Below are 21,495 nucleotides of genomic sequence, written 5' to 3' on the forward strand. Positions count from 1 at the left end.
TGCTGTGGCCTCGTGTCAGGATCGCGAAACTCTTCGACTTGACGAACCAAAAGTTAGCACTTCATCTTTACGAAGCGCAAGCTTCACGTTATATGCTCTCATTGCGAGGCGCACTATGCGGACCGCCGCGGACGGAGCTCCTCACCTTGAGCGCACTGCGAATGGCAGAACTTGCCGTTCACGCCACCTCGAAGGAGATGCCATGAACCCCACCATCATGGACGGCTTTGCTGTCGCCAACCGGCTTCATGTCGAAACCAGTTATCGCGCAGCGCAGTTCGAGTATGTCCGAGGCCGTCGACCGTGTCTGGCGACAGTGCTGGTAGGAGACGACCCAGCTTCACACACCTACGTGCGAATGAAGACCAACCGGTGTCGCACAACCGGTCTGGCCTCCCAATCCCATCGGCTGCCAGAGGATGCCAGCACCAAGGATGCAGTCAACGTCGTCGGCAAACTGAGCGACGACGAAACCGTGGACGGCATCCTGGTGCAGCACCCGATGCCGCCTCAGGTTGACGAACGCGAAGTGTTCGAAGCAATCACCCCAGCGAAGGACGTCGACGGTGTCACCGGCGCATCCATTGCCGTGATGACACTGGGCACCATGGGTTTTCAGTCCTGCACTCCTGGCGGCATCCTGCGCCTGCTCGACACCTATGACATCAATCCGGCCGGGCAACACGTCGTCGTGATGTCAGGTAGTCGCGGAATCGGAGCCATACAAGACCGCTCAGCACGCTGCAGCTTACGAAAAATATCCAGCGACCAGGGACAACTCAACTCTCAGATGGTTCCGGAAAACGGGGTGGAATCGGACAGCTCTCATGTTTTCCCGGATTACTGTCAACAAGTTCCGGATCGGACAGCAGTTCAGTAAGAACGGGACTTTGAATTACATTGTGCACCAACACATTTCGCCGATAAGCTACGATATGTCAGGTTGTCTTGATGGCGCTCTGGTCAACATCAGGAATTCCTGATGTTTTGGGTGTAGTCTGTTTCATATGGGATGGGAGTACTCCACCGGCGATCGCGGCAGCGAGTGGCACGAGGGCTACCTCGTGGCCGAGTTCGAAGATGGCCTGCGTGCTCTGGGAATCAGCGGCACTGGCATTCCGCCCGGGCACCTTGCCGTCGACCAATACGGCGACGGCACCTGGGGTCAGGAGGCCGTTCGGCGCCACGGCGCCGATCCCGAGTTTCTAACCCGCCCCGCGGGCGCAGTCATCGGCTGGCGGGCCGTATGCAATTGCTACGGTGCCGGTGACCTCATGCCGACCAAACATTGGTCGAGTCAACATCTTTGGTCACGGGTACCCTCACCGATCCGGCATGATCCATCCGCTTTCCGTATCTACGCGGCCGATGAAGATGTGCTCGACGTGATCACCAGCGACGCTGATGCCGTCGCGCACGACGTGTGGTGGAACGACCACATCAAGGCCGTCGACGTCGAAGCCGCTATCGAGACAGCGCTAGCGGCAATACGCGCCGGGGAAGTTCAGCTCGACGAAGCGGTTATTAGAGCCCGACAGAATCGCATGTCCTGGGCGAAAATCGGCGCCGCAGCGGGAATGTCACCCCAAGCCGCTCATGAACGCTGGTCCAAACGATGCATTCCCAACCCTGAGAGGCCGAGCGGCTGAAATGAATCCCTACGCACGAACCCTCTCGTCGCACCTGACCGAACTCGGTGTGCCAGAAACTCTCACGCGCCAGCTGGATTTCGGTGAGACCGGAATCTGGCCACCGCGGGCCGGGTGCGGGCCGAGCCCCGATCGACTCACACTCGTCCGGTTGTGGGCGCGCATTGATCTCGACCAGTGGGTCACCGAGGCGCCGCAGGCATTCGGACCGCACAGGGCCGGCGAGCTTGCCCGCCTGGTGGCTGTCGGTGCAGCGCTGCGGCATGCAGGTGAAGGCGCCCAGGTCCTCTGGGGTGTTGATCTTGTGGCGGCACAGTGGTGGATTGACCACGACTCCCCTGGTCTCGCAGCCGCGGGGCTTGTGTGCTTGGGGCCGCATTTACCTGAACCGCTCGTCAAAAGCGTCGATTCCGTACTCGCGGCCATCGGGTGGGCATGCCCGGCTGACATCGACGCCAATCAGCCATGCATCATCAATGGTGTTCCGTGCTTTCACACCACCTGGCACGACGGAAACTCCGTGCTCGAAAACCACACGGACACACGGCCGATCCAACGAGGTGCATGACCGTGGCTGCTGGGTACTGGGTGGTGCGTATCAACCGAGACACGGGTGAAGCCAGCACCGAACCACTGATCGACGACAGAGACGAGGCGTATCAGCGGAGTCTCGATCTCGAAACCACAGAGACCGCAACGACAGTGGTCCCCCGTCGAACTGCATCCCGAGGAGAGTGCACACCATGACGAACTACTGCATGACTGCCGTTCCGAGTCGGAAACGATCGATGAAATCAGATGGAAGGTGGGGGCTCACATGGGTCGGGTAACAGCGTTTCGCCTCAGGCTAACCCCGCGACAGCGTGAACTCCTCCGCACGTACCTGTGGGTGAATGCCGACAGCGTCTATGACGACATCGAGGAGCGGGGCGCTCACCCTGTGGACGCATCATCGGGATGGTGGATGATTCTTGACCGCCTACCGAGCGAGTGCTGGGATCGTCCGGCCAGTTGGCGACGGGAACTGGCGCGGGCATTCGATGACCTCGCTAACGACCTGGAAGATGGCAACCTGCCCTACCCACGTTGTGTGGCCGAGGAAATCGCGCTCGTGCTCGCGGTGTCCAACGCCCAGGCCGCTCATCTGGACGGTGAGTATGGAGACGAAGTGGCAGACCTGCCAGAGACCGCAGGCGACGGGGATTGGCTGTCAGCGACGAACACGCTCGTGGGTGAACGGCACATCGACTGGCACATGCCCCCTGGCGACACACCCGCCTGGCTGGGCGATGTGCCAGACCCGACGAGCTGGTTCGATGTCTTCGACGGGTTCGAGACGCGGCCCGCCGACCGAGGATTCCGACGTTGATGAGCGTCACTGAGCTGCAGTCGGCGTACGACCGCATCTTGCCCAAGCAGGTGTGTCTTGGGTTCTGAATGGGCTGCACCGCTGTCAGCTCTCGCGGCTCTCGGAGGAGCAGTCATCGGTGGTGGTCTATCGCTGTTCGGCGGTGCGCTGACCTCTCGTAGACAGTCAGCGGACAAGCGAGCCGAACTGCACCAACAGGTGGTCGCAAGCTCGCGCGAGTTCGTAATCGGGGAGATACGGACACTCTTGGCCGCACTCGATGAGTTCCTACAGGTGCTTCGCGAGGCCGAAGCCATCTCGGCCCAGCGTGAAGCAGCGATCGAGAAGGACCGGACAAGTGAGGCCGTGGACCGAGCGTTACGTGGGCCACAGCGAGGGATCAGTCTTGGTGAGGACATTAGCCCACAGTTCCGTAGCCGCCCGGAGTTCGACCTCTTATTCAAGGAGTGGCGTGAACGAGTGCGCAACGCACTACCTATGCTGCAGGATGCGGTGAGTTCCGTCGAAATAGCTGTGCCCGCGCGGCTTGCAGTCCACGCCGAGACCTTCCTTCTTCGCGCCGAATCACTGGTCAAGAGCTTCGCCCGCGCGCCAGGCATCTCCCCTGTGACAGGTGCCGATATCACCGAATTCACAAGGGCTCGGGCCGATTTGGTCGGAGAAGTTAGAGCCTGGCTGTCCGCCGACGATTACTTGCAGCGGCCCCCGGACCGAGCACGGGCGACCCGACGAACGCGATGACGATCCCGTCTCACTCAATTGAACACATACGTGGCGGAGACAAGCCGCGCCGAGTGCATCGACTCGGCGCACCGAACAGGTTCGCACTTCACTGCGAACCTGGCGACAGTGCTGGAATTTGATCGAGCGCTCTAGCTACTGTCCAGCTCATGGCCACAGCTACAAGCTCACGTCTCGAAGACGCCGAATCATCCTTGCACTCAGCCGAATCTGAGTCGGACCCTTCGCGGCGTTCCCAGTTCGCGCAGGCCGCACTGGACTCTGCAGCGGAAGTCGCATGGGACTCAAGTGCCACCGTCGAAGACCGCGCCAACGCGCGCGCGATCATGCGAACCTCCCTCAAACTGCGGGTCCAGTCCGTCCAACACCGCCGATTCGCGCGAGGGCAGGATCGGGGCCTAGATGACCGCGGTGCCGAACTCTCGTGATCGCCTGACCCCCACTCCGGTTGGGCGACCTTATGATTCGGCAGGCCGCATCCGACACCGGGTCGTCGCCCGCTACGGACGTCCTGTACCTGTGGCAGGCATGCTCGGCGCCAACAGTTCGCCGGGAGCGACTCCGAGCACCTGGGCGATATGAACCACTACGACGGCAGTGGGGTTCTTGCGTCCACCTTCAATGTGGTTCAGATGTGGCCTGCCAATACCAGCGCGCTCCGCGAGCTCGGCTTGTGTCAGACCCGCCTGCAGACGGTGGTCCCGGATGGCAGCACCGAGGGCGGCCAGGATGACGGAATCATCGCTGGACGTGTCCGTCACGGCCGCTCCTCTCCATAGGCGTTGCCCAAAGGCTACACCGGGAGTGATCGTGTCGGGGCGTTCAGAACAGGACAGCATCAGTCGTGGCCTCCTGCCACCATTGTTCGAATCCGGCGCGCTGCTTGTCCTCGACAACAGCCGGGCACACCACGTAAAAGTGCTCCAGGTCCGGTTTTTCGGCGGTGCGCTGACGAACGATGTGACGCAGGATGCCATCTCCCCCTACACGAGGAACACCTGGCGCCAACGCCAGGGCGTCACTCATCTCTTGGCGCGTCCCCCGCTTCGTGGCCCGCACCGATCGTGCGACGGTTCCGCACCCGTCTGGCCGTTTCGACGATCGACGGGTCAGCCGCCGGACCTCGTAGATCGCGTGCTCGCAACCGTCGAGCGTCGCCTGGAACCGGCGCTCTACGTCCTCGAGGTTGGCTTGTGCGGCGAGCGCCGCGGCGGAGCTCCCCTGGATGAGGGTCTGGCGTTCGTTGAGCCTGCGGGCCACGTCCTCGAGGAACAGGGCGCGCGCGCCCTGGTGCGGTTCCCGCCGCCATCTCTCTACGACGTCCCGCCGGCCGGCCTCAGTGGTCATCGCAAACGGACAGAAGCCGCACGCTGATTTCGACCATCGGCGACCGGTGATCTGCGTGATGAAATCCGTGCACTGCGCCCGATCCCAACCCCAGTCCTGCAACGGGTACCAGCCGGTGCGCTGGTCGGTATTGAACAGAGCATCCTTGACAGCCCTTGACGGCTCCCCGCTTTCGAAACCGACGACATGACGATAACTCCGTCCGGCGGTGACCGTGGCGATGACAGGATCCAGGCAATTTCCTTTGGCGTGGATCGAGCACAGGCGCGTGCCACCGATCTGGGGAAGCGTTCCCGCCGAGAGCAGCTCATCCTCCAGTGTGTACGCGGCACCGTACAGACGCTTGGGAGCGGTGGAGTCCTGCAGCACCGCAACCCCTTCCCCGCTCGTGCTGGTCTTTCGTTGAGACCGGCCTACCTGGATGAAACGAACGCCGCGACGAGATAGCTCAGGAAGAACGACTTCCTCGACGTCGCGGATCGTCTCATCGAACTCTCCCCCAGTGTCTGCCGCGATGACGACGAGGTCTCGCAGATCGAAGTCACGGGTTGATGGTTCGGTGAACCACCGCAGCAGGATGGCGGTCGAGTCAACGCCCATCCCGTAACTCATCACAACCATTGGGCTGCAGTCGGACTCGCTCACGATGGGTAGTTGATCCTGGCTGGCAGTCATCAGACTCCTCCTGACACTTCCTCGAAAGGTGTTGCCTATAGGCTACATCAGGGTGTAGCCTATAGGCAACACGTTCGGTTGAGGAGGTAGACCAGATGCTCGAAATAATGGATTGGTTCTGCGGGGCCGGAGGCTCGTCACAGGGTATGCACGCCGTACCGCACGTCCGGGTCACCAAGGCGGCCAATCACTGGGACAAGGCGATCGAGTCGCACGCTGCCAACTTCCCCGACACCGACCACTACCTCGGCGACATCCGCGAGGCCCCCGTGGCGAAATGGCCCGTCGCAGACATCTTCTGGGCATCACCCGAATGCCCACAATGGTCAACGGCACGAGGTAAAAAGCGCGACTTCGACGCGACGCTGCAGGGCGACCTGTTCGACACCCCACGCGACGAAGAGGCCGATCGCTCCCGCGCCCTCATGGAAGAAGTCCCGATGTACCTGCGCGGCGTCATCGAACGCGGTGGCCGAGTCCGGGCCGGGGTGGTCGAGAACGTCGTCGAGGTACGCGCATGGGACCAATGGGACCGCTGGATCGGCGAGATCCGCAGCCTCGGCTACCGAACCCGCGTCATCGCTATGAATTCCATGCACGCTCAACCAGGCCGCACGCTGCCAGCCCCACAGTCACGCGACCGCCTCTACGTGGCCTACTGGGACAAAGCCCTGCGCCGCGAACCCGACTGGGACAAATGGCTCCGACCCCGCGCGTACTGCACGACATGCGACGAATGGATCGACGCGATCCAGGTGTTCAAGAAGCCCGGCGCCGACATGGGCCGCTACCGCAGCCAGTACGTCTACAGGTGCCCCCACGTGGCATGCCGCAACGCCATCGTCGAACCACCAGCCATGCCCGCCGCCGATGCAATCGACTGGACACTGCCCGGTGAGCGCCTCGGCGACAAGCCGCTACGGGAATTCAGGAACAAGGACACGGGCAAGGTGGTCGTCGCCCCGCTCGCCCCTAAGACGATGGCTCGGATCACGGCCGGAATCGAACGCTACTGGGCCCCGTTTATCACCGAGCACCGGCACGAGTATCGAGTCCGTGGTGTCGATGTACCGCTGCAAACCGTGGCGGCCGCGGGCAACCACTTCGGCTTGGCCGTGCCGATCGAAGGCCGCGACGGCAAGGTCGCCGCCCCGGTCGAGCTGCCTCTGAGGACCGCCACCACCCGCAACGAAACCGCCCTCGTGGTGCCGTGCGGCGGAACCTGGCGCGATGCAGCCACTACCGCCAACGTGCCGATATCGACCCGCACCACACGCGAATCCGACGGCATCGCCTTCCCCCCGTTCGTCGCCGAATTGCGCGGCGGCGCAAGCGACGTCCGCTCTGTCAACGACCCTCTCGCGACCGTCACAGCCTCGGGCAACCACCACGGACTCATCACCAGCTACTACGGCAACGGAAGCACCCACAGCACGGACGAAGCCCTCGCTACGGTCACCGCGATCCACCGGCACGCATTGCTGATGCGCAACAACGGAGTTCGCGGAGGACACCCGGCCCGCCACACCACGCCCATCGATGAGCCAGCACGCACCGTCACTACCTCCGGGCACCAGTCACTACTAACCGCCCACGCACTGCCCATCGACCTCAGCGACGTGCTCTTCCGCATGCTGGAACCGCACGAGATCGGCCGCGCAATGGCCTTCGGACGCAACTACGTCGTCCTCGGAAACAAGCGCCAGCGAGTCCGCCAGTACGGCAACGCCGTCACTCCCCCGGTCGCCGGAGTCATCGTGTCAGCACTCGTCGAGGCAATCACCGGCGAAACGATCGAGCGATGGCCACACGACCTGGCTGCGGCCTAGTTCGACCCGGGGTGCAGAACGCCACGAAATAACCGTTGCGTTCTGCACCCACCAACTCAGGAGCAAGAAGGTTGCGATGTCCGAACAACTCATGATCGACTTCGATCCGCGAGCCACCGCCGCGCGCATCGCCGCCGAAGAAGAAGTGGCCGCAGCATACGCAGAACTGGTCGTCGAACTCGTCGTCACCGAAGCCGATGCCCGCGAGCACGACCTCTGGCTCACCCCTAGCGACGGCGGGCGCCTCACCGTCTTGGTGTGCCCTGCCTGCGGTCAGTACGAAGCCAACGAATTCCTAATCTGCAACAACCACGGTCTCAGCCGGGAGTATCTGTACAAGCGGGGCGACGGAGCATGGGTGACGACGGGCCGCGAGTACGGCAGACAATGGTGTGTCGCCCTCGACCTCACCAGCCGACACCTGGCCGGCGACTGCCACCTCAGCGAAAGCCAGACGCAAATGCTGGGCCGACTCCGACCCGAGGTCCGCGAAAGATTCGATCGTGAGGTCGCGGATGTGCGCCAGCGCATCGAGGCTCGACAGATTGGTCGGTAGCGCTGACGATGAGCCTGATCGCTGCTATACGGAACAGTCTTGCACTTGCTATGCCAAGCAAAGTTTTGCAATACGGAATTCGACATACTCACTGATTGCTGTGTGAACCCGTTCAGTGTTGTGAAACCGCCAAATGAACGCATGATGTATCCAATGAGGAAGTATGGTCAGGCGGGCAACGAGCAAAGATGGTGACGGCCGGGACTGTAGTGAATCACGCCTACGTAGGGCGAAATATACGCAATAGCATTGACCAGAAGAACGTCCACGACTTTGTGTGAAAGACCCGGCGCGGCGTCTCTGCCAGAATCCTAGTGACTAATAGAAGAATGGCGAAAAGTCCACTAATAATATTAGCTACAACCATTGCAGTAATGGCGATAATCCCTTATTGTGGAAGCATAAGAAAATAGCCTATCTGATTCAGAATGAGGAGTTGGAAATGTCCGTCACCGTGTACACCAAGCCCGCATGCGTGCAGTGCAACGCCACCTATAAGGCGCTGGAAAAGCAGGGCATCGCGTTCGAGAAGGTTGACATCACTGTCGACAGCGAGGCCCGCGACTACGTCATGGCGCTCGGCTACCTGCAGGCCCCGGTAGTGGTGGCCGGCAACGAGCACTGGTCGGGCTTCCGGCCCGATCGGATCAAGACACTCACGAATCCGGAGACGGTATCCACCGCCGATGCAAGTGCGGTGTCCGCATGACTTCCGGTGTGATCGACCCCTGGTCCTCCCATTCCGGCCCACGACCGGTGTTCGACGATGAGCTGTCGGACACCGACAAGTTCGTCGATTACGCGGCCGCCATGAATCACTACGCGGGGCCGTTCTGCTCCTGCGGCGACTACTCCTGCCCTGCCAACAACGACTCCTCGGCACGCTGTGTGAACTACGACGATCCATTCGCTTACGTAGGTCGGTATCCGGAATCCTGGACCGACGAAGACATCGAGGCCTACGAAGCGACGGAACTGACCGAATCGCTCATCAGCGAGGCCCGGTGCACCGCCGAGGGCAACACCCTCCTCGCAGTCCAACGCATCAACGCACTCGGCGCCGACCTCGCCACGGCACCGGAGGGGTTGCGACGATGCACCGCCTGACCATCGACCGAGCCGACCACGGAACAACCACCACCAGCGAGCATCCCGACGCTGCTGATGCCAAGCGCGCACTCGAGCGCTACGTCGAGCACGCGGGCTGCCGAACCGACACGATCCAGATGCACTCAGCTTTCAGTAGCTGGCAGCTCACCACTCTCGCCGGCAATCGTTTCCATGCCACCGCCACCATCGAATGCTGCAGTGCGGCGGCCTCTCACGCCACAGACTTCGCTGTGCTCACAGCCATACGCGGCAGTGCTCTTGCGGTCGATACAGGCATCGCCTGCGTCGATAACTACGAGCGAGCTGCCGTTCAGCATCAGTGGGACAAACTCACCGGAGCTTCTCGGCATTTTCATCGTGCGAGCTGACCACGCAACCATCGCCCGAGACGGACTAGCCATGCATGAGCTCACCATCAACGCATCGACCGGACTCCTCACCAGTCGGCACAACAATTTCGCCTGGGCACGACGAGCGCTGCTCGCCCATGCCCGGCTCAGTGATGTGTATCTGCACTCTCTGCAATGCGATGTAGACCCCGGAACGGCGACGTTCGAACTTGTCAGTTTCGACGCCACAGGACGGTGTCCCCGTGTCACGGGGACCGCGCAGATCGGACCGGCGTCGCGACCTGATCAATCGCACGTTGAACCATTCGAATCGACACACCGGCCGCAACATCACTCACGAGAGGAACACGATCAACGATGACCACCTTCAACCGGCCTTACGTTCTCCAACTGGCAGTCGCTCTGATGGTCCCCCAGCACGACGACGAGTACTACCGACGCATCCGCCAAACCGCTGAGGCCAACGGCGTCCCGCCCGAGCAGCTCGACCGCGCGGCATTCATCGTTGATGGGGTACGCAAAGGCGGTACCGATATCGATGAGTGGATCCGCCAGGAGTACATCGTTGACGGTTGGTTGCAGGGCTATGTGCCGCTCGAAGCTTCGCCCACCGACTCACAATGGTCGACCTATCACCTAGCGCACTTGGCCGAGGATCACTACCGCCGTCAACCAACTATCTGAAGCCTGGCTACGCGCCGTTCTGGGTCAGAACAGTCGTGGGTGAACGCCCAACAGTGCCTCGCGCACTGCTTCGGCATTCCAGCCGTCGCGCACCGCGTCACGAAGGGCAACGGACCGTTCCCGACGCGCCTCGCGACCTAGCCCGCGAATCGACGGCCTGCCGCCGCCGCGGCGGCCCCGTCCCATCCGCAACATGTTCTCAGACTGCGTGCCCGCGACGACATGCTGGCGTACCGATTCCGGCGGACTGATTTTCACGCAGATCGGATTGTCGCAATCGTGCAAGGCGAACACATCCGCGCTCAGCGGCCGGCCCGTAGCCATCGCCAATGCGTACCGATTCGGACGCACACAGAATCCTGTGCCCGATCGCGTGATGAAGAACCTGCCATAGCCGTCCGCGCCAATGGCGCCCACCCAGATGCTGCAGTCATCCGCCTCGGGACCGATAACGACATAACTGCAAAACCGCGCGCACTCCGCTGGGTGTACCCGAGGGTCCACCCAGAGTGCGTGAACGTGGTCCTCAAGCCCATTCACGAGCCGTACGCTACCGATCCGCCCGGACACGTTGTCGTGTGCGAATTCGCGTACCCGCGTTCATCGTTGGCTTCCCAACATTTCCCCCGCGCTCGTGGGCTCTTCCCGCTGCGCCTGGGCCTCAACCGAAACACCCTGCCCGGCGTCCGAAGATGCCTCGACGCCTCGGTCACCTAGTGCTTGCGGATCTTCCGGCGACACGGCCCGTGGTTCGCCGGAACCTAGTGCCTGCGAACGGCTCCCGGCGGCGTCTCGAAGGCTCGGAGTCTGGGCGGCCAGTTTGATGTAGCTGCGGACCAACTTTTCCGGGACATCCCCCAGCGCGGCGATGTCTTTGATGGTCTCCCCCCGTGCCTTCAGGCGGGCCAGCGCCTTGGCGCCTTCCACCCGTTGTTCGTGGCGCCGCTGCTCAGCTTCACCTCGTACCTGCGCAAGGTGCTCGGCCTCCCAACCGTCGACGGCCTGAAGCTTCTGTTCAGCCAGCAGGAACGCCACCATGTCCTCGCGGTTGTCCGATTCCCTTTTGAGCCGTTCCTGCTGAGCTCTGGTCTGCGCTTCGCGGACCTTGCGGCGTACATCGCTCCGAGACTCGATCTTGGCCATGGTGCGGACCGTACGGCGGCGCGGCGGGCCGAGTCCAACAGTAGCTCCACATTCGCCCTGATCGAATTTTCTTTCCCTCCACACCGATTGAGCTTTGCGCGATCTGAGTTTGATGCTCCGGTCCCACCTCAGCGTGGCTCTGTCATCGCGATCCACCAGTATTTCGAAGCCACCCGAGCACCCCCGCCGGCATCCAGCCGCCGTCTACCCAAAGCCACACACCTCTTGCACTCAGGATCACAGTTCGATAACGATCCCAGGGCTACTGTTGGATTTGACGTGCGTCAAGTTTCTAACGTGCGGCTCATGACGGCCACGCTGCACAAACTCACCGCCGGTGATGGCTACCTGTATCTGATCCGCCAGGTCGCTGCGCACGACACCACCGAGCGCGGACGCAACACCCTCTCCGATTACTACTCGGCCAAAGGTGAATCCCCCGGCCGCTGGGTTGGCAAGGGGTTGGCATCACTGTCGTATACCGGGGTACGTGGCGTATCCCAACAGGTCAAAGACGAGGTCTGGACGGTACCCGAAGGGTCCGAGGTCACCGAGGAACAGATGGCAGCACTGTTCGGGGAAGGGTTGCACCCCAACGCCGTTGACATCGCCAACCATCAGGTAGGTCGAGGCGCACCTGCCCACGTCGCGATCAAGGCGGCTCATCTGGGCCGGCCATTCACCGTGCGCAGCGGGGCGACCGAGTTTCAAAAGGCACTCGCGGTCGCCTACCGCGAGTACAACGCCGAGCACGGCAAGCGATGGAACGCACCCATCCCTGACGAGGTCCGTGCCCGACTGCGCACCACCATCGCGCGTGAACAATTCAGCGAGGAATACGACCGCGAGCCCGCCGATGACCGCGAGCTTTCCGGCTTCATCGCGCGCAACTCACGGCTACCTACCACCGCCGTCGCCGGCTACGACATCACGTTCTCACCGGTGAAATCGGTGTCGACGCTGTGGGCCATCGCCCCCCTGGATGTGTCGGCCGCGATCGAAGAGTGCCACGACGCCGCGGTGACAGATTCGTTGGCGTTCATCCAACAAAACGCCGCGTTCACCCGCATCGGTGCCGGCGGTGTCGCCCAAGTGGATACGACAGGCCTCATCGGAACAGCCTTCACACACCGCGATTCGCGCGCGGGTGACCCGGATCTGCACACGCACGTGGCGATTTCGAACAAGGTCGCCTACATCGACGCACACGGCGTGCAGCGTTGGCTGGCGCTGGACGGACAACCCCTGCACCGCATGATGGTGAGCGCTTCTGAGCTCTACAACACCCGACTCGAGGCGCATTTGGAGGAGCGCCTCGGGCTGCGATTTCGCTGAGGTCACACCCCCCGGCCGCAACAAGCGACCGATCCGCGAGATTGTCGGCGTCAGCACCGAATTGATGGCGCGCTGGTCGTCGCGACGCCAAGCGATCGAAGCACGCACCGCCGAGCTGGCCAAGCAGTTCCAAGTCGACCACGGCCGCGAGCCCACCAACATCGAGGCAATCGCGCTGGCACAGCAGGCCACACTCGAATCGCGCGAGGCCAAACACGAGCCACGGTCGTTGGCCGAACAACGCCAAACGTGGCGGGTCGAAGCCATCGAAGTACTCGGCAGTCAACGCGCCGTGACCCGAATGATCGGGCAGTCACTGTCAGCGGCCCGACGACGCCGCCGCGCCGCGGTGACACCGGATTGGGTCACCAACCAGGCGCACAAAGCCATCGCTGTCGTCTCGGAATCACGAGCGACCTGGCAGCGCCACCACGTCCTAGCCGAAGCGCAACGCATTGTGCGTGCCACCGGCCATGCCAGCTCGGTCGATCTGGCCGAAAAGATCACCGCCGCAGCGCTCGACGAGCCGATCTCGCTGCCACTGGCGCGCATCAACGATGGCGACCGAGACGAACCAGCCGCGCTGCGCCGCCGTGACGGCACCAGCATCTACACCCGCGACGGCGCCAAGCTCTACACCTCGGCTGCCGTGGTGGCCGCCGAGCGGCGCATCCTGCACACCGCCACTCTCACCGACGGTCGTATCGTCACCGACCAGGATGTCGAGTTTGCGCTGGCCGACTCCGCCGCGCGTGGCAAGAAACTCAACCCCGGGCAGGTCACGCTGGTGACTGAAATGGCCACCAGTGGCCGGCGACTGGCGCTTGCCCTGGCCCCGGCCGGTGCAGGAAAGACCACTGCGATGGCTGCCCTGTCGCAGGCATGGCGCTCATCGGGCGGGCGCGTGATCGGTCTGGCGCCGACCGCGGCCGCCGCAATCGAACTCGGCAACGATCTGGGCGCGTCGACCGACACCCTCGACAAGTACATCAACCTCATCGACAACCCGTCCAACTCGATTGTGCCGCAGTGGTTCGACCAGGTCGATGAATCGACACTGCTCATCATCGACGAGGCCGGAAAAGCCGGAACACTACAACTGGACACCGTCATCGCTCACGCGATCGCCAAGGGCGCCAGCGTGCGGCTGGTCGGAGATGACGGACAGATCGCCTCGATCTCGGCAGGCGGTGTACTGCGCGACATCGCCGCCGAAACCGATGCCCTCACGCTGTCGCAGCTGGTGCGCTTCGTTGCCCCCGAAGAGGGCGCAGCCTCACTCGCGCTACGCACGGGCGATCCCGCTGGCATCGGCTTCTACATCGACCACCAACGGGTGCATGTCGGTGCCGACGAAACCGCCGCCGAGATGGCTTTCACCGCATGGTTGACCGACACCCGCGCCGGGCGCGACAGCCTGCTGCTGGCCCCCACCAACCCCATAGTCGATGACCTCAACGCCCGCGCTCGTACCGCCCGGCTCTCGGCCGCGTTCGCCGACAAGCCGCGCTACCGCATCGGCCGCGGAACCATCCTGTCCGACCAACTAGCCGCTTCTGCCGGTGACATCATCCGCACTCGCGAGAACGCCCGCTGGCTGCGCCTGAGTACCACCGACTACGTCCGCAACGGCTACCGCTACGAGATTGTCGAAGTCCACCCTGACGGATCGCTCGACGTGCGCCACCTCGGCACCGACCGCACTTTGACCCTGCCCGCCGACTACGTCACCGAGCACGTCACCCTCGGCTACGCCACCACCATCGACTCCGCCCAAGGACTGACCGCCGGCTACAGCTGCCACGTCGTGGGCGCCGAACACATCACCCGCCAATTGCTCTACGTCGCGCTCACCCGCGGCCGTGAACAAAACCACGTGTATCTGTCGACGGCAGAACATGATCCGCACCGCGTCCTATCTCCCAAGGCAACCCACCCCGACACCGCTGTCGATGTGCTCACCAAGATCCTGGCCCGCGACGGAGCCCAAATCTCGGCCACCACCGCAGAGCGCGTGGCAGCCGATCCATTTGCTCGCCTCGCCGCAGCCGCCGAGATGTATCAAGACGCCGTCGGCACCGCCGCCGAGATTTACGCCGGCCCCCAGGTGATGGCCGTCATCGACGAGCAGGCCGAGACCGTTCATGCCGGCCTGACCGAACAGGCCGCCTGGCCCACGCTGCGCAAACACCTGGCCATCATCGCCGCCAGCGGCGGCGACCCGATCCAGCAACTCACCGCCGCCGCGAGCAAACGCGAACTCGGCTCCGCGTTCGACGTCGCCGCGGTGCTCGACTGGCGCCTCGATGAAACGGGCCGGCATAGCGCCGGAACCGGACCGCTGGCCTGGCTATCAGCCGTACCCCACTCGCTCCGCCGCCTACCCGAATGGGGCGAATACCTCAGCGCACGAGCCACACTCGCCACCGAGCTTGCCGACCAGATCCGCACAACGGCGCGGGCATGGACACCGGCCACCGCCCCGCAATGGGCACGGCCCCTCATCGACGCCGATCCCGTACTGGTTGCCGAGATCGCCGTCTTCCGAGCGGCCTTCCGGGTCGCACCCGAAGACAGCCGACTCCTCGGCGCCGACCAGTACGCCGTCCGCGCCCGCAAGGTTCAACGCGACCTGCAGCAAGCCGCCACCCACGTCATCGGCGCTCGTGTTCCAGCCACCCACCAGTTCGCCGAACTCATTGACTCCATCGATCCGCGTCTGCGTGCCGACAGCTACTGGCCCCAACTGGCCAATCACCTCGCTGAAGCCGCACCCAGCCGCCCCGACCTGGCCACACTCGTTCGTCAGACTGCCGCAGATCGGCCCCTTCCCGACGAGCTGCCCGCCGCCGCCCTCTGGTGGCGGCTATCAGGCAAGCTCAGCCATACCGCGACCCTGGAAACCCCAGACGCGCACCTGCGCCCAGCCTGGATCAGCCATCTCCGCAGCGTCTTTGGCTCCGCCGTCTCCGAAACCATCAGCACCGACCCCGCGTGGCCGGCACTGGTGGCAGCGGTTGAGGCCGCCGACCCCGGCACCTGGACTCCGCGCGACCTGCTCGAGCTTGCCGCCGAACACCTCGCCGACGCTCATGACCATGACCAGACCATCGCGCCCTACCAGTACGCCCGACTCATCACGCACACCGTCGACATGGTCACCTCCGGGGACCCGACCCAGCACACCCATCTTGACGCGCCGCTGCCCGAGCATGCGCCGCTGTCGCCCGAGGAGGAAGAAGAACTTCTCGCCGCGGACCCGTACCACCACTCCTACGAGGTCGACGCCAACCCGGTCCCGGTCGAACTCAACGACGCCTACCACGACGTTGCGGCATTCGACGTCGAGCATCTCGACGCCGCTCCGCCGGCGTCGGACCCCGAACCGGCAGGCGACGCAGAAGAGCTCGGCAGCCTGCGCTTTGAGGATCTCTCACCGCGGCGCGTACCGCCTCCCCCGCTGCCCGCAGCACTGCTCGACATTGCCCAGTTACGCAGCCAACTGCAGCAGGAATTGACCAACTACGAATCGCTGGCCAGACGAGCCGCGACATTAGACGGCCCACACGTTGACGCCGCCATGCCACGCATCCTCGAAATGCGGGCGGCCGCCGATGCGGACCTTCCGTACTTCCACGCCGTTCAAGAAGTCATCGACCAGTGGGCCGATGCCGACGCCGCATACGACGCCGCCCGCGCCCAAGTCCAATGGGCACAGGAACAACTCGACAGTCTGCGAGCCCAGCCCGATGCCGATCCGCTCGACATTGCCTCCGCACAAGCCGATCTAGACCTTCGCCGCATGACCCTGCCCAGCGTGTCCCCCGCCGAGAGGTTCTACCCCGCACTCACTGCTGCAAAGGAAGCGCGCGCCGCCGCCGCCGGCGGAGCGGACAATATCGTCACCCACGCTGACGCTGACAAAGTCATCGCCGCTGCCACTGAAGCCGACCGATACGACCAGCTCGCCCTCCGGCGCCGCTGCATCGACCTGCGACGTGACCTCGACCGGGCCGAGCTCGCCGCAGCCGCGGCCTACGCCGCGGCCGATCATCGCCCCGCCGAGCACGTTTTGGCCCAGCAGAGCCAACTCGATATCGAACTGCGCCTTCTGACGGTCGCCGGCCACCGCAGCGGCCAACCCGTCCTGCGGCTGGCTGAGCCAACCCCCGACACCCCCGAACATGCGGCGATCGCCAACCTGGCGCGGATGCCATTCACCGTCAGCGTGGTCTCAGCTGCTCCCAGCGACGAACTCATCGCCGCATTCGAAGCCATGCACACTGCCGCTGAGACCGCCGGGCGCCGCCTGTACTGGTGCGCACCCGGTGAAACCCCAGACGACCGCACCACACTCAGGCACGACGGGGCTGACTCCCTCGGCCATCTCCACGAACGCCTGACCACCGGCACCTGGCACGCAGGCGCCGGCGACATCCTCATCGTCGACAACACCGCTGCCGCCGACCCCGCCAAGCTCGTCGATATCGCCGAACACGCGAACCAACAGCAGGCACGCCTCATCCTGCTCGACACCACCGCGCCGACGTGGCCACCTCAACCCAGTGCCGCAGTCCTGCAACTGCTTCGCACCGATCTGCCCTGGACCATTACCGCCGGTCAAGGTCCAGCCGGCAGTGAGAAGCTCAGCCCGGCCACATCCAACGCGCCGGACCTGCAACCCGTGCTCGCCCAAGCCGAACGACTCAATCCCACAACGCTGACCGACGGGCTCGCGGCGGCGTTAACCAAACGCACCGACATGCGCCGCGTTCATCGACGAGCATTCGACGCCGTCCAGGCCAGCTCCTGGATGCGCGCCCGGACGCAGAGCCAGGAACGCAGTCGCGAGCACGGACACGACATCGACCCCTGACCGGCGAGAGAGTCCTCAACCGCGGATCGGGCGCTACTGCTGGACATTGAGTTTGCAGACTGACCATCATCGCGATATGCCAGTCTTGGTGCCCGGCGGCCAGCAACGCGACAAACACAGGCCCTACACGCCCTACAGCGGCCTGCTCTACACCGACGACGGACGGCCATACATGGCCGAAAGCGCCCCACACCTGCTCATCTCGGCGCCGACGCGAACAGGCAAGACGCGCAGGCTGCTGTCTTGCGCAGCCGTGGTACACCCCGGCCCCGCTGTCTGTGTGTCCAGCAAACCAGACTTGGCAGAACTGGTTATGCAGCGTCGATTCAGCGGGCCGGTTGGAGTGATCGACCTTCGACCGACGAAAGCTGTTGTCTGGCCGCAAAATGTACGCCAACTCGTCACGGACCCCACAGGAGCCATCACCAGTGGCGATGACGCCCTCACGGTGGCTGAGACAATGCTGGCTACCTCCGGTGTGGGCTTCGGCGGGGCTACCAGCGGTCAAAGCGTCGCTGCTGGTGGACTCTGGGAAATCAGTGCTGCCCCACCATTGGCGTGCTTGCTTTACGCCGCCAGCCCTCTGGGCAACAGCCAAGGTATGCCATGGGTGCTACGAGCCGTCGGAACGCGCGGTGACGACGAGGACGATGAAGCCCACGCCGGCGAAGTCGATTACCCCTCATGGGCGACGGCATACTCGCTGTGCGAACACGCCGATCTGCGCGAACCACTCATGGAACTGATGACCATGGACAGCCGCCTGCGTGACAGCGTGACAATCACCATGAAAAAGGCCACCACACCGTGGGTTCGGCTCGGACTGATGAACAAGAACAGTGACCCCTTCAGCGTGGCCGACCAGATCAGCATCGAATCGTTTGACGTCTCCATGCTCGATGACCCCCAGGCCACCCTGTTCGTCATCGCGCCCAACAGCGGCACGGTAGCCGGCGCCGCGGTGGCACTGATCGACTCCATCGTGCAGTACTTCCGCAAGAAAACCGACCAGCACCAGTTAACGCACCGTCTACTCCTTGAGCTTGACGAGGTGTGCAACAGCTGCCCGCTGCCCTCACTACTGAACTACGTCGGCGAATCGGCTGGCCTCGGCGTCAACATCATGGCGACCGTCCAGTCGACCAGCCACTTCGACGTGGTGTTCGGCCCGAAATACGCTGACGCACTGCGAGATATGTTCCCCGGCACGCTCATCATGTACGGCTCACACGAGCGGCACTTCCTCGAACAGGCCTCCGATTGGTTGGGTCTGGCGACCCGGCGCACCGAATCCTACGAACCAACGAGCGGCAGCCGAGGACAATCCTCAGTCTTCGGAGCCCAGATCGACTGGCAGGACTTTCTGCCCCAGAACCGCGAAGAAGCACACCTGCTCGCTCGCGGTGAGCCGGGACAGCGCGTGCACATCCCCGACTGGGAGGACTTCCTGCAGATCTGGGACCGCGTGGTCGAAGAACGTGTCAAACGCCGACGCCGAGCGTGAGGCCGCTGCCCTCCTCCCGGCCGGGCATGGTTCCATAGGTTGCCGCCACCGAGGGTGATGTCCGTGGTCCGCGGCCGCATCACCAGAAGGGAACCACGCCGGTGACAGATGTCGAGACCCTGCTCGCGAAAGTATGGAATCCGACCACGCGATCACACGCTGAGGAAGCCTGGCGCTGCTACAACGCCGGAGCCATCAGGGCCAGCATCACCGCCACATGGACCGCAATCACCGCTGACATCATCGCCAAGATCGGCCGCCTGGCCGATGACTCCGATGGGGAAGCCAAGTCGATCCAATCGGCAGTGGAACACGCACAGGCACAAGGGCTCTCAACAGAGGGCGTCCGATCTATGCAGACCATCGAGAACCAATTACTCGACAACGCTGTACAGCTGGAACTTCTCGATCCCATTGACAAGCGCGCACTGGAACGCATACGTGAAGACCGCAACCTCTGCGTGCACCCATCTCTGCGGCCGTTCAACGAAGTTTTCGCCCCACAGCCCGAAGCGGCGCGCGCTCACCTCGCCATCGCACTGGATGTACTACTGATCCAACGACCCACACAAGGCCGCAAAATCGTTGAGTCTTATATCGAGTTCACGTGCTCGCCGGCATTCTTCCCTAGCGCCGCCCACATCCAGGCGACCTACCTCGACCGGGTCCGGCCAGCTACACGCCGCAACCTGGCTGCCATGGCGGCCAAACACGCGCTCCTCGAACTCAACCCCGCCGATCGTATGGACCCGACCAGCTATGCCGATCGCTCCGCCACCGTGCTGAAGGCATTCGCAGCACGTGAACGAGAGCTTGTGCGCGGTGAACTCACCCTGCTGCGAGACAGATTCCGGGAGGCGGCCCCGGAATGTCAACGACGCGCCCTCGGCCGCCTCGGCGATCTCGACTTGTTCTGGGACATGACCGATGGCTCGCTCGTCGAACATCTGAACAACCTTGTGGGACAGGAATTCCGCGTTTTCGGGTCCGAACCTCTGAAGATCCGGACTGCCACGACGCTGTCGCTCGTCGCCGTTGCGTCCGTGAGAGACCGACTCGGCCAGCTCGAAACACAGTTCAATCGACTGTCATCCCACCAAAAGGTGAACGTCATCGAGGCAAGACCAGACCCGTACTTCGTTCCGGCGATCATCAATCTCCTGGCAGATGCGGGGTCCTACCGGTTCGGTGAGACCGTCGGGCAGCTACTCGTCGAGCACGCTGCCTTCCTCACGATGGACGACCTCGGATCCGCGCTCCAGGCATGGGCCAGCAACGACCAGTGCTGGCGCGCTGGTTTGATGCCCGAGGCGGCGGTGAACCTGCTGGGCGACACCCGTCACCTCGGACGCGAACGGGTCGGCGCATTCACAACATTTCTCGATGCTGTTCGGCAACAGGTGGATGCCGACGAAAAATATTACAACTACCCAGAGCTTGGCGCGGCGCTCGACAACCTCTCCGAAGGGCCCATACCTTGAGCGCGTGCTGTTGCGCCATTGCGCCAACAACTGCGGTGTACGGGGCTGACTCCCGTGTCTATGGCTCAGTCAGCGGATTCTTAGAGAACCTACAAGGTCGCGGCACGAAGAACCTTGCTCAGCCGTACCTACGATCCCACACTATGACTGCAATTGACGTTCCCCCCGCGCCCCACCTTCTCGACCGAATCCTCAAGCCCTACGGCAACATCGACAAGCGCTTCGCATGGGACTGGTTCGTGCGCGACCTAGCCGAGCGTGAAGCCGCCAACATCCGTGCGATCATCGCCGTCGCAGGTTTTGAGGCTGAAGTTCCTCCCGACCCGACCGATCTAGTAATCAACCATATTCCCGCCGAAGTCTTGACTTTCCTTTGGCGGAACGATTGCCACGACGAGGCAGCCAAATTCGCGGCTGACATCTGGGTGCGCGTACGGGGTCAAAGCCAATGGCCCACTGACGTGTGGATTGACGTGTTGGGCTTCACCATCGCGCCTGATGGTTGGAGCGACGACCATCGGGATGAGCTCTTTGCGCGCGTCAGGAAGATCGCTGGGCGATAGGCGCTGACGCTGGGTTCCCACCCCTCATCCGCCGACCTCGGCATCAGCTGGTCTGCTGGTGCTCGACGTCTCTGGGCACGCGGGCAAGCTGTTGGATCGGTTGGTCGTGGCCGTTCGGCCACACCCACCTGAAGGTGCACGGTTTATCAGGGGTTCACATCGCGACACGGGCATAATATAGTGGCTGAAGTGCTGTTTTGGTCATCGTAATCTGTATACTGTTAGGCATGTGCAGCCTGGATTCTGCCGAATTCTTCCGGCGCGCCTTCACGGTGGATGTAGG

At 63.2% G+C, this 21,495-nt stretch carries 19 protein-coding genes; 15 read left to right on the forward strand and 4 right to left on the reverse strand.

What is annotated here, in order from left to right:
* The first annotated feature begins 202 nt into the window (after window positions 1–202).
* From K6L26_RS30915 to K6L26_RS30930, 4 genes are all read left to right on the forward strand, one after another.
* Complete coding sequence (locus tag K6L26_RS30915; RefSeq protein WP_221853535.1) at window positions 203–880, forward strand: bifunctional 5,10-methylenetetrahydrofolate dehydrogenase/5,10-methenyltetrahydrofolate cyclohydrolase; 678 nt, start codon at window positions 203–205, stop codon at window positions 878–880.
* Between the two features lie 184 nt (window positions 881–1,064).
* Window positions 1,065–1,649 (forward strand): Lrp/AsnC family transcriptional regulator, encoded by a 585-nt coding sequence (locus tag K6L26_RS30920; protein WP_221853536.1) that lies wholly within the window; start codon window positions 1,065–1,067, stop codon window positions 1,647–1,649.
* A gap of 1 nt (window position 1,650) precedes the next feature.
* Window positions 1,651–2,217: a hypothetical protein gene (locus K6L26_RS30925; RefSeq protein ID WP_221853537.1), complete on the forward strand. Its 567-nt coding sequence runs from the start codon at window positions 1,651–1,653 to the stop codon at window positions 2,215–2,217.
* A gap of 321 nt (window positions 2,218–2,538) precedes the next feature.
* Entirely contained in the window at window positions 2,539–3,018 is a 480-nt protein-coding gene (locus K6L26_RS30930) for a hypothetical protein (RefSeq protein ID WP_221853538.1), read from the forward strand.
* Window positions 3,019–4,259: 1,241 nt separating this feature from the next.
* Here K6L26_RS30930 and K6L26_RS30935 read toward each other — a convergent pair.
* The gene (locus K6L26_RS30935; protein WP_221853539.1) at window positions 4,260–4,598 is read right to left on the reverse strand and encodes a helix-turn-helix domain-containing protein; all 339 of its coding nucleotides are present in this window, start codon (window positions 4,596–4,598) and stop codon (window positions 4,260–4,262) included.
* Window positions 4,582–5,751 carry a hypothetical protein gene (locus tag K6L26_RS30940; RefSeq protein WP_245008800.1) on the reverse strand — a complete coding sequence of 390 codons (1,170 nt, stop codon included), beginning with the start codon at window positions 5,749–5,751 and terminating at the stop codon, window positions 4,582–4,584. Before K6L26_RS30940 ends, K6L26_RS30935 begins: the two co-directional genes overlap by 17 nt.
* A gap of 125 nt (window positions 5,752–5,876) precedes the next feature.
* Between K6L26_RS30940 and K6L26_RS30945 the strand changes: the two genes are divergently transcribed.
* The 6 genes from K6L26_RS30945 (at window position 5,877) to K6L26_RS30970 (ending at window position 10,310) form a co-directional block, all read left to right on the forward strand.
* A complete protein-coding gene (locus tag K6L26_RS30945) occupies window positions 5,877–7,610 on the forward strand; it encodes a DNA cytosine methyltransferase (protein ID WP_221853540.1) in 1,734 nt (577 codons plus the stop codon).
* Window positions 7,611–7,686: 76 nt separating this feature from the next.
* Window positions 7,687–8,166 carry a hypothetical protein gene (locus K6L26_RS30950; protein WP_221853541.1) on the forward strand — a complete coding sequence of 160 codons (480 nt, stop codon included), beginning with the start codon at window positions 7,687–7,689 and terminating at the stop codon, window positions 8,164–8,166.
* 442 nt (window positions 8,167–8,608) lie between these two features.
* Complete coding sequence (locus K6L26_RS30955; protein ID WP_221853542.1) at window positions 8,609–8,875, forward strand: redoxin NrdH; 267 nt, start codon at window positions 8,609–8,611, stop codon at window positions 8,873–8,875.
* Window positions 8,872–9,273 (forward strand): hypothetical protein, encoded by a 402-nt coding sequence (locus K6L26_RS30960; protein ID WP_221853543.1) that lies wholly within the window; start codon window positions 8,872–8,874, stop codon window positions 9,271–9,273. Before K6L26_RS30955 ends, K6L26_RS30960 begins: the two co-directional genes overlap by 4 nt.
* Window positions 9,261–9,644 (forward strand): hypothetical protein, encoded by a 384-nt coding sequence (locus K6L26_RS30965; RefSeq protein ID WP_221853544.1) that lies wholly within the window; start codon window positions 9,261–9,263, stop codon window positions 9,642–9,644. The genes K6L26_RS30960 and K6L26_RS30965 overlap by 13 nt, the downstream gene beginning before the upstream one ends.
* A 339-nt stretch (window positions 9,645–9,983) precedes the next feature.
* On the forward strand, window positions 9,984–10,310 hold the full coding sequence (locus tag K6L26_RS30970; RefSeq protein ID WP_221853545.1) for a hypothetical protein: 327 nt from the start codon (window positions 9,984–9,986) through the stop codon (window positions 10,308–10,310).
* A gap of 24 nt (window positions 10,311–10,334) precedes the next feature.
* On the opposite strand, the gene K6L26_RS31985 is transcribed toward K6L26_RS30970, so the two are convergent.
* Together K6L26_RS31985 and K6L26_RS30980 are read right to left on the reverse strand one after the other, a co-directional pair.
* A complete protein-coding gene (locus K6L26_RS31985) occupies window positions 10,335–10,634 on the reverse strand; it encodes a hypothetical protein (protein WP_342394421.1) in 300 nt (99 codons plus the stop codon).
* Window positions 10,635–10,910: 276 nt separating this feature from the next.
* Complete coding sequence (locus tag K6L26_RS30980) at window positions 10,911–11,453, reverse strand: hypothetical protein (protein ID WP_221853546.1); 543 nt, start codon at window positions 11,451–11,453, stop codon at window positions 10,911–10,913.
* A gap of 306 nt (window positions 11,454–11,759) precedes the next feature.
* On the opposite strand from K6L26_RS30980, the gene mobF reads away from it, so the two are divergent.
* From mobF to K6L26_RS31000, 5 genes are all read left to right on the forward strand, one after another.
* Window positions 11,760–12,788, forward strand: a complete 1,029-nt coding sequence (gene mobF / locus K6L26_RS31830; RefSeq protein ID WP_280639580.1) for a MobF family relaxase — start codon at window positions 11,760–11,762, stop codon at window positions 12,786–12,788.
* A 40-nt stretch (window positions 12,789–12,828) separates the two neighbouring features.
* Entirely contained in the window at window positions 12,829–17,664 is a 4,836-nt protein-coding gene (locus K6L26_RS30985; protein ID WP_342394423.1) for an AAA family ATPase, read from the forward strand.
* 88 nt (window positions 17,665–17,752) lie between these two features.
* A complete protein-coding gene (locus K6L26_RS30990; RefSeq protein WP_245008801.1) occupies window positions 17,753–19,168 on the forward strand; it encodes a type IV secretory system conjugative DNA transfer family protein in 1,416 nt (471 codons plus the stop codon).
* Between the two features lie 101 nt (window positions 19,169–19,269).
* Window positions 19,270–20,649: a hypothetical protein gene (locus K6L26_RS30995; RefSeq protein WP_221853548.1), complete on the forward strand. Its 1,380-nt coding sequence runs from the start codon at window positions 19,270–19,272 to the stop codon at window positions 20,647–20,649.
* Between the two features lie 143 nt (window positions 20,650–20,792).
* Complete coding sequence (locus K6L26_RS31000; protein ID WP_221853549.1) at window positions 20,793–21,212, forward strand: hypothetical protein; 420 nt, start codon at window positions 20,793–20,795, stop codon at window positions 21,210–21,212.
* Window positions 21,213–21,495 lie beyond the last annotated feature (283 nt).

Origin of the sequence: Mycobacterium farcinogenes, from assembly GCF_019739075.1 — a bacterium.
GTDB lineage: Bacteria > Actinomycetota > Actinomycetes > Mycobacteriales > Mycobacteriaceae > Mycobacterium > Mycobacterium senegalense.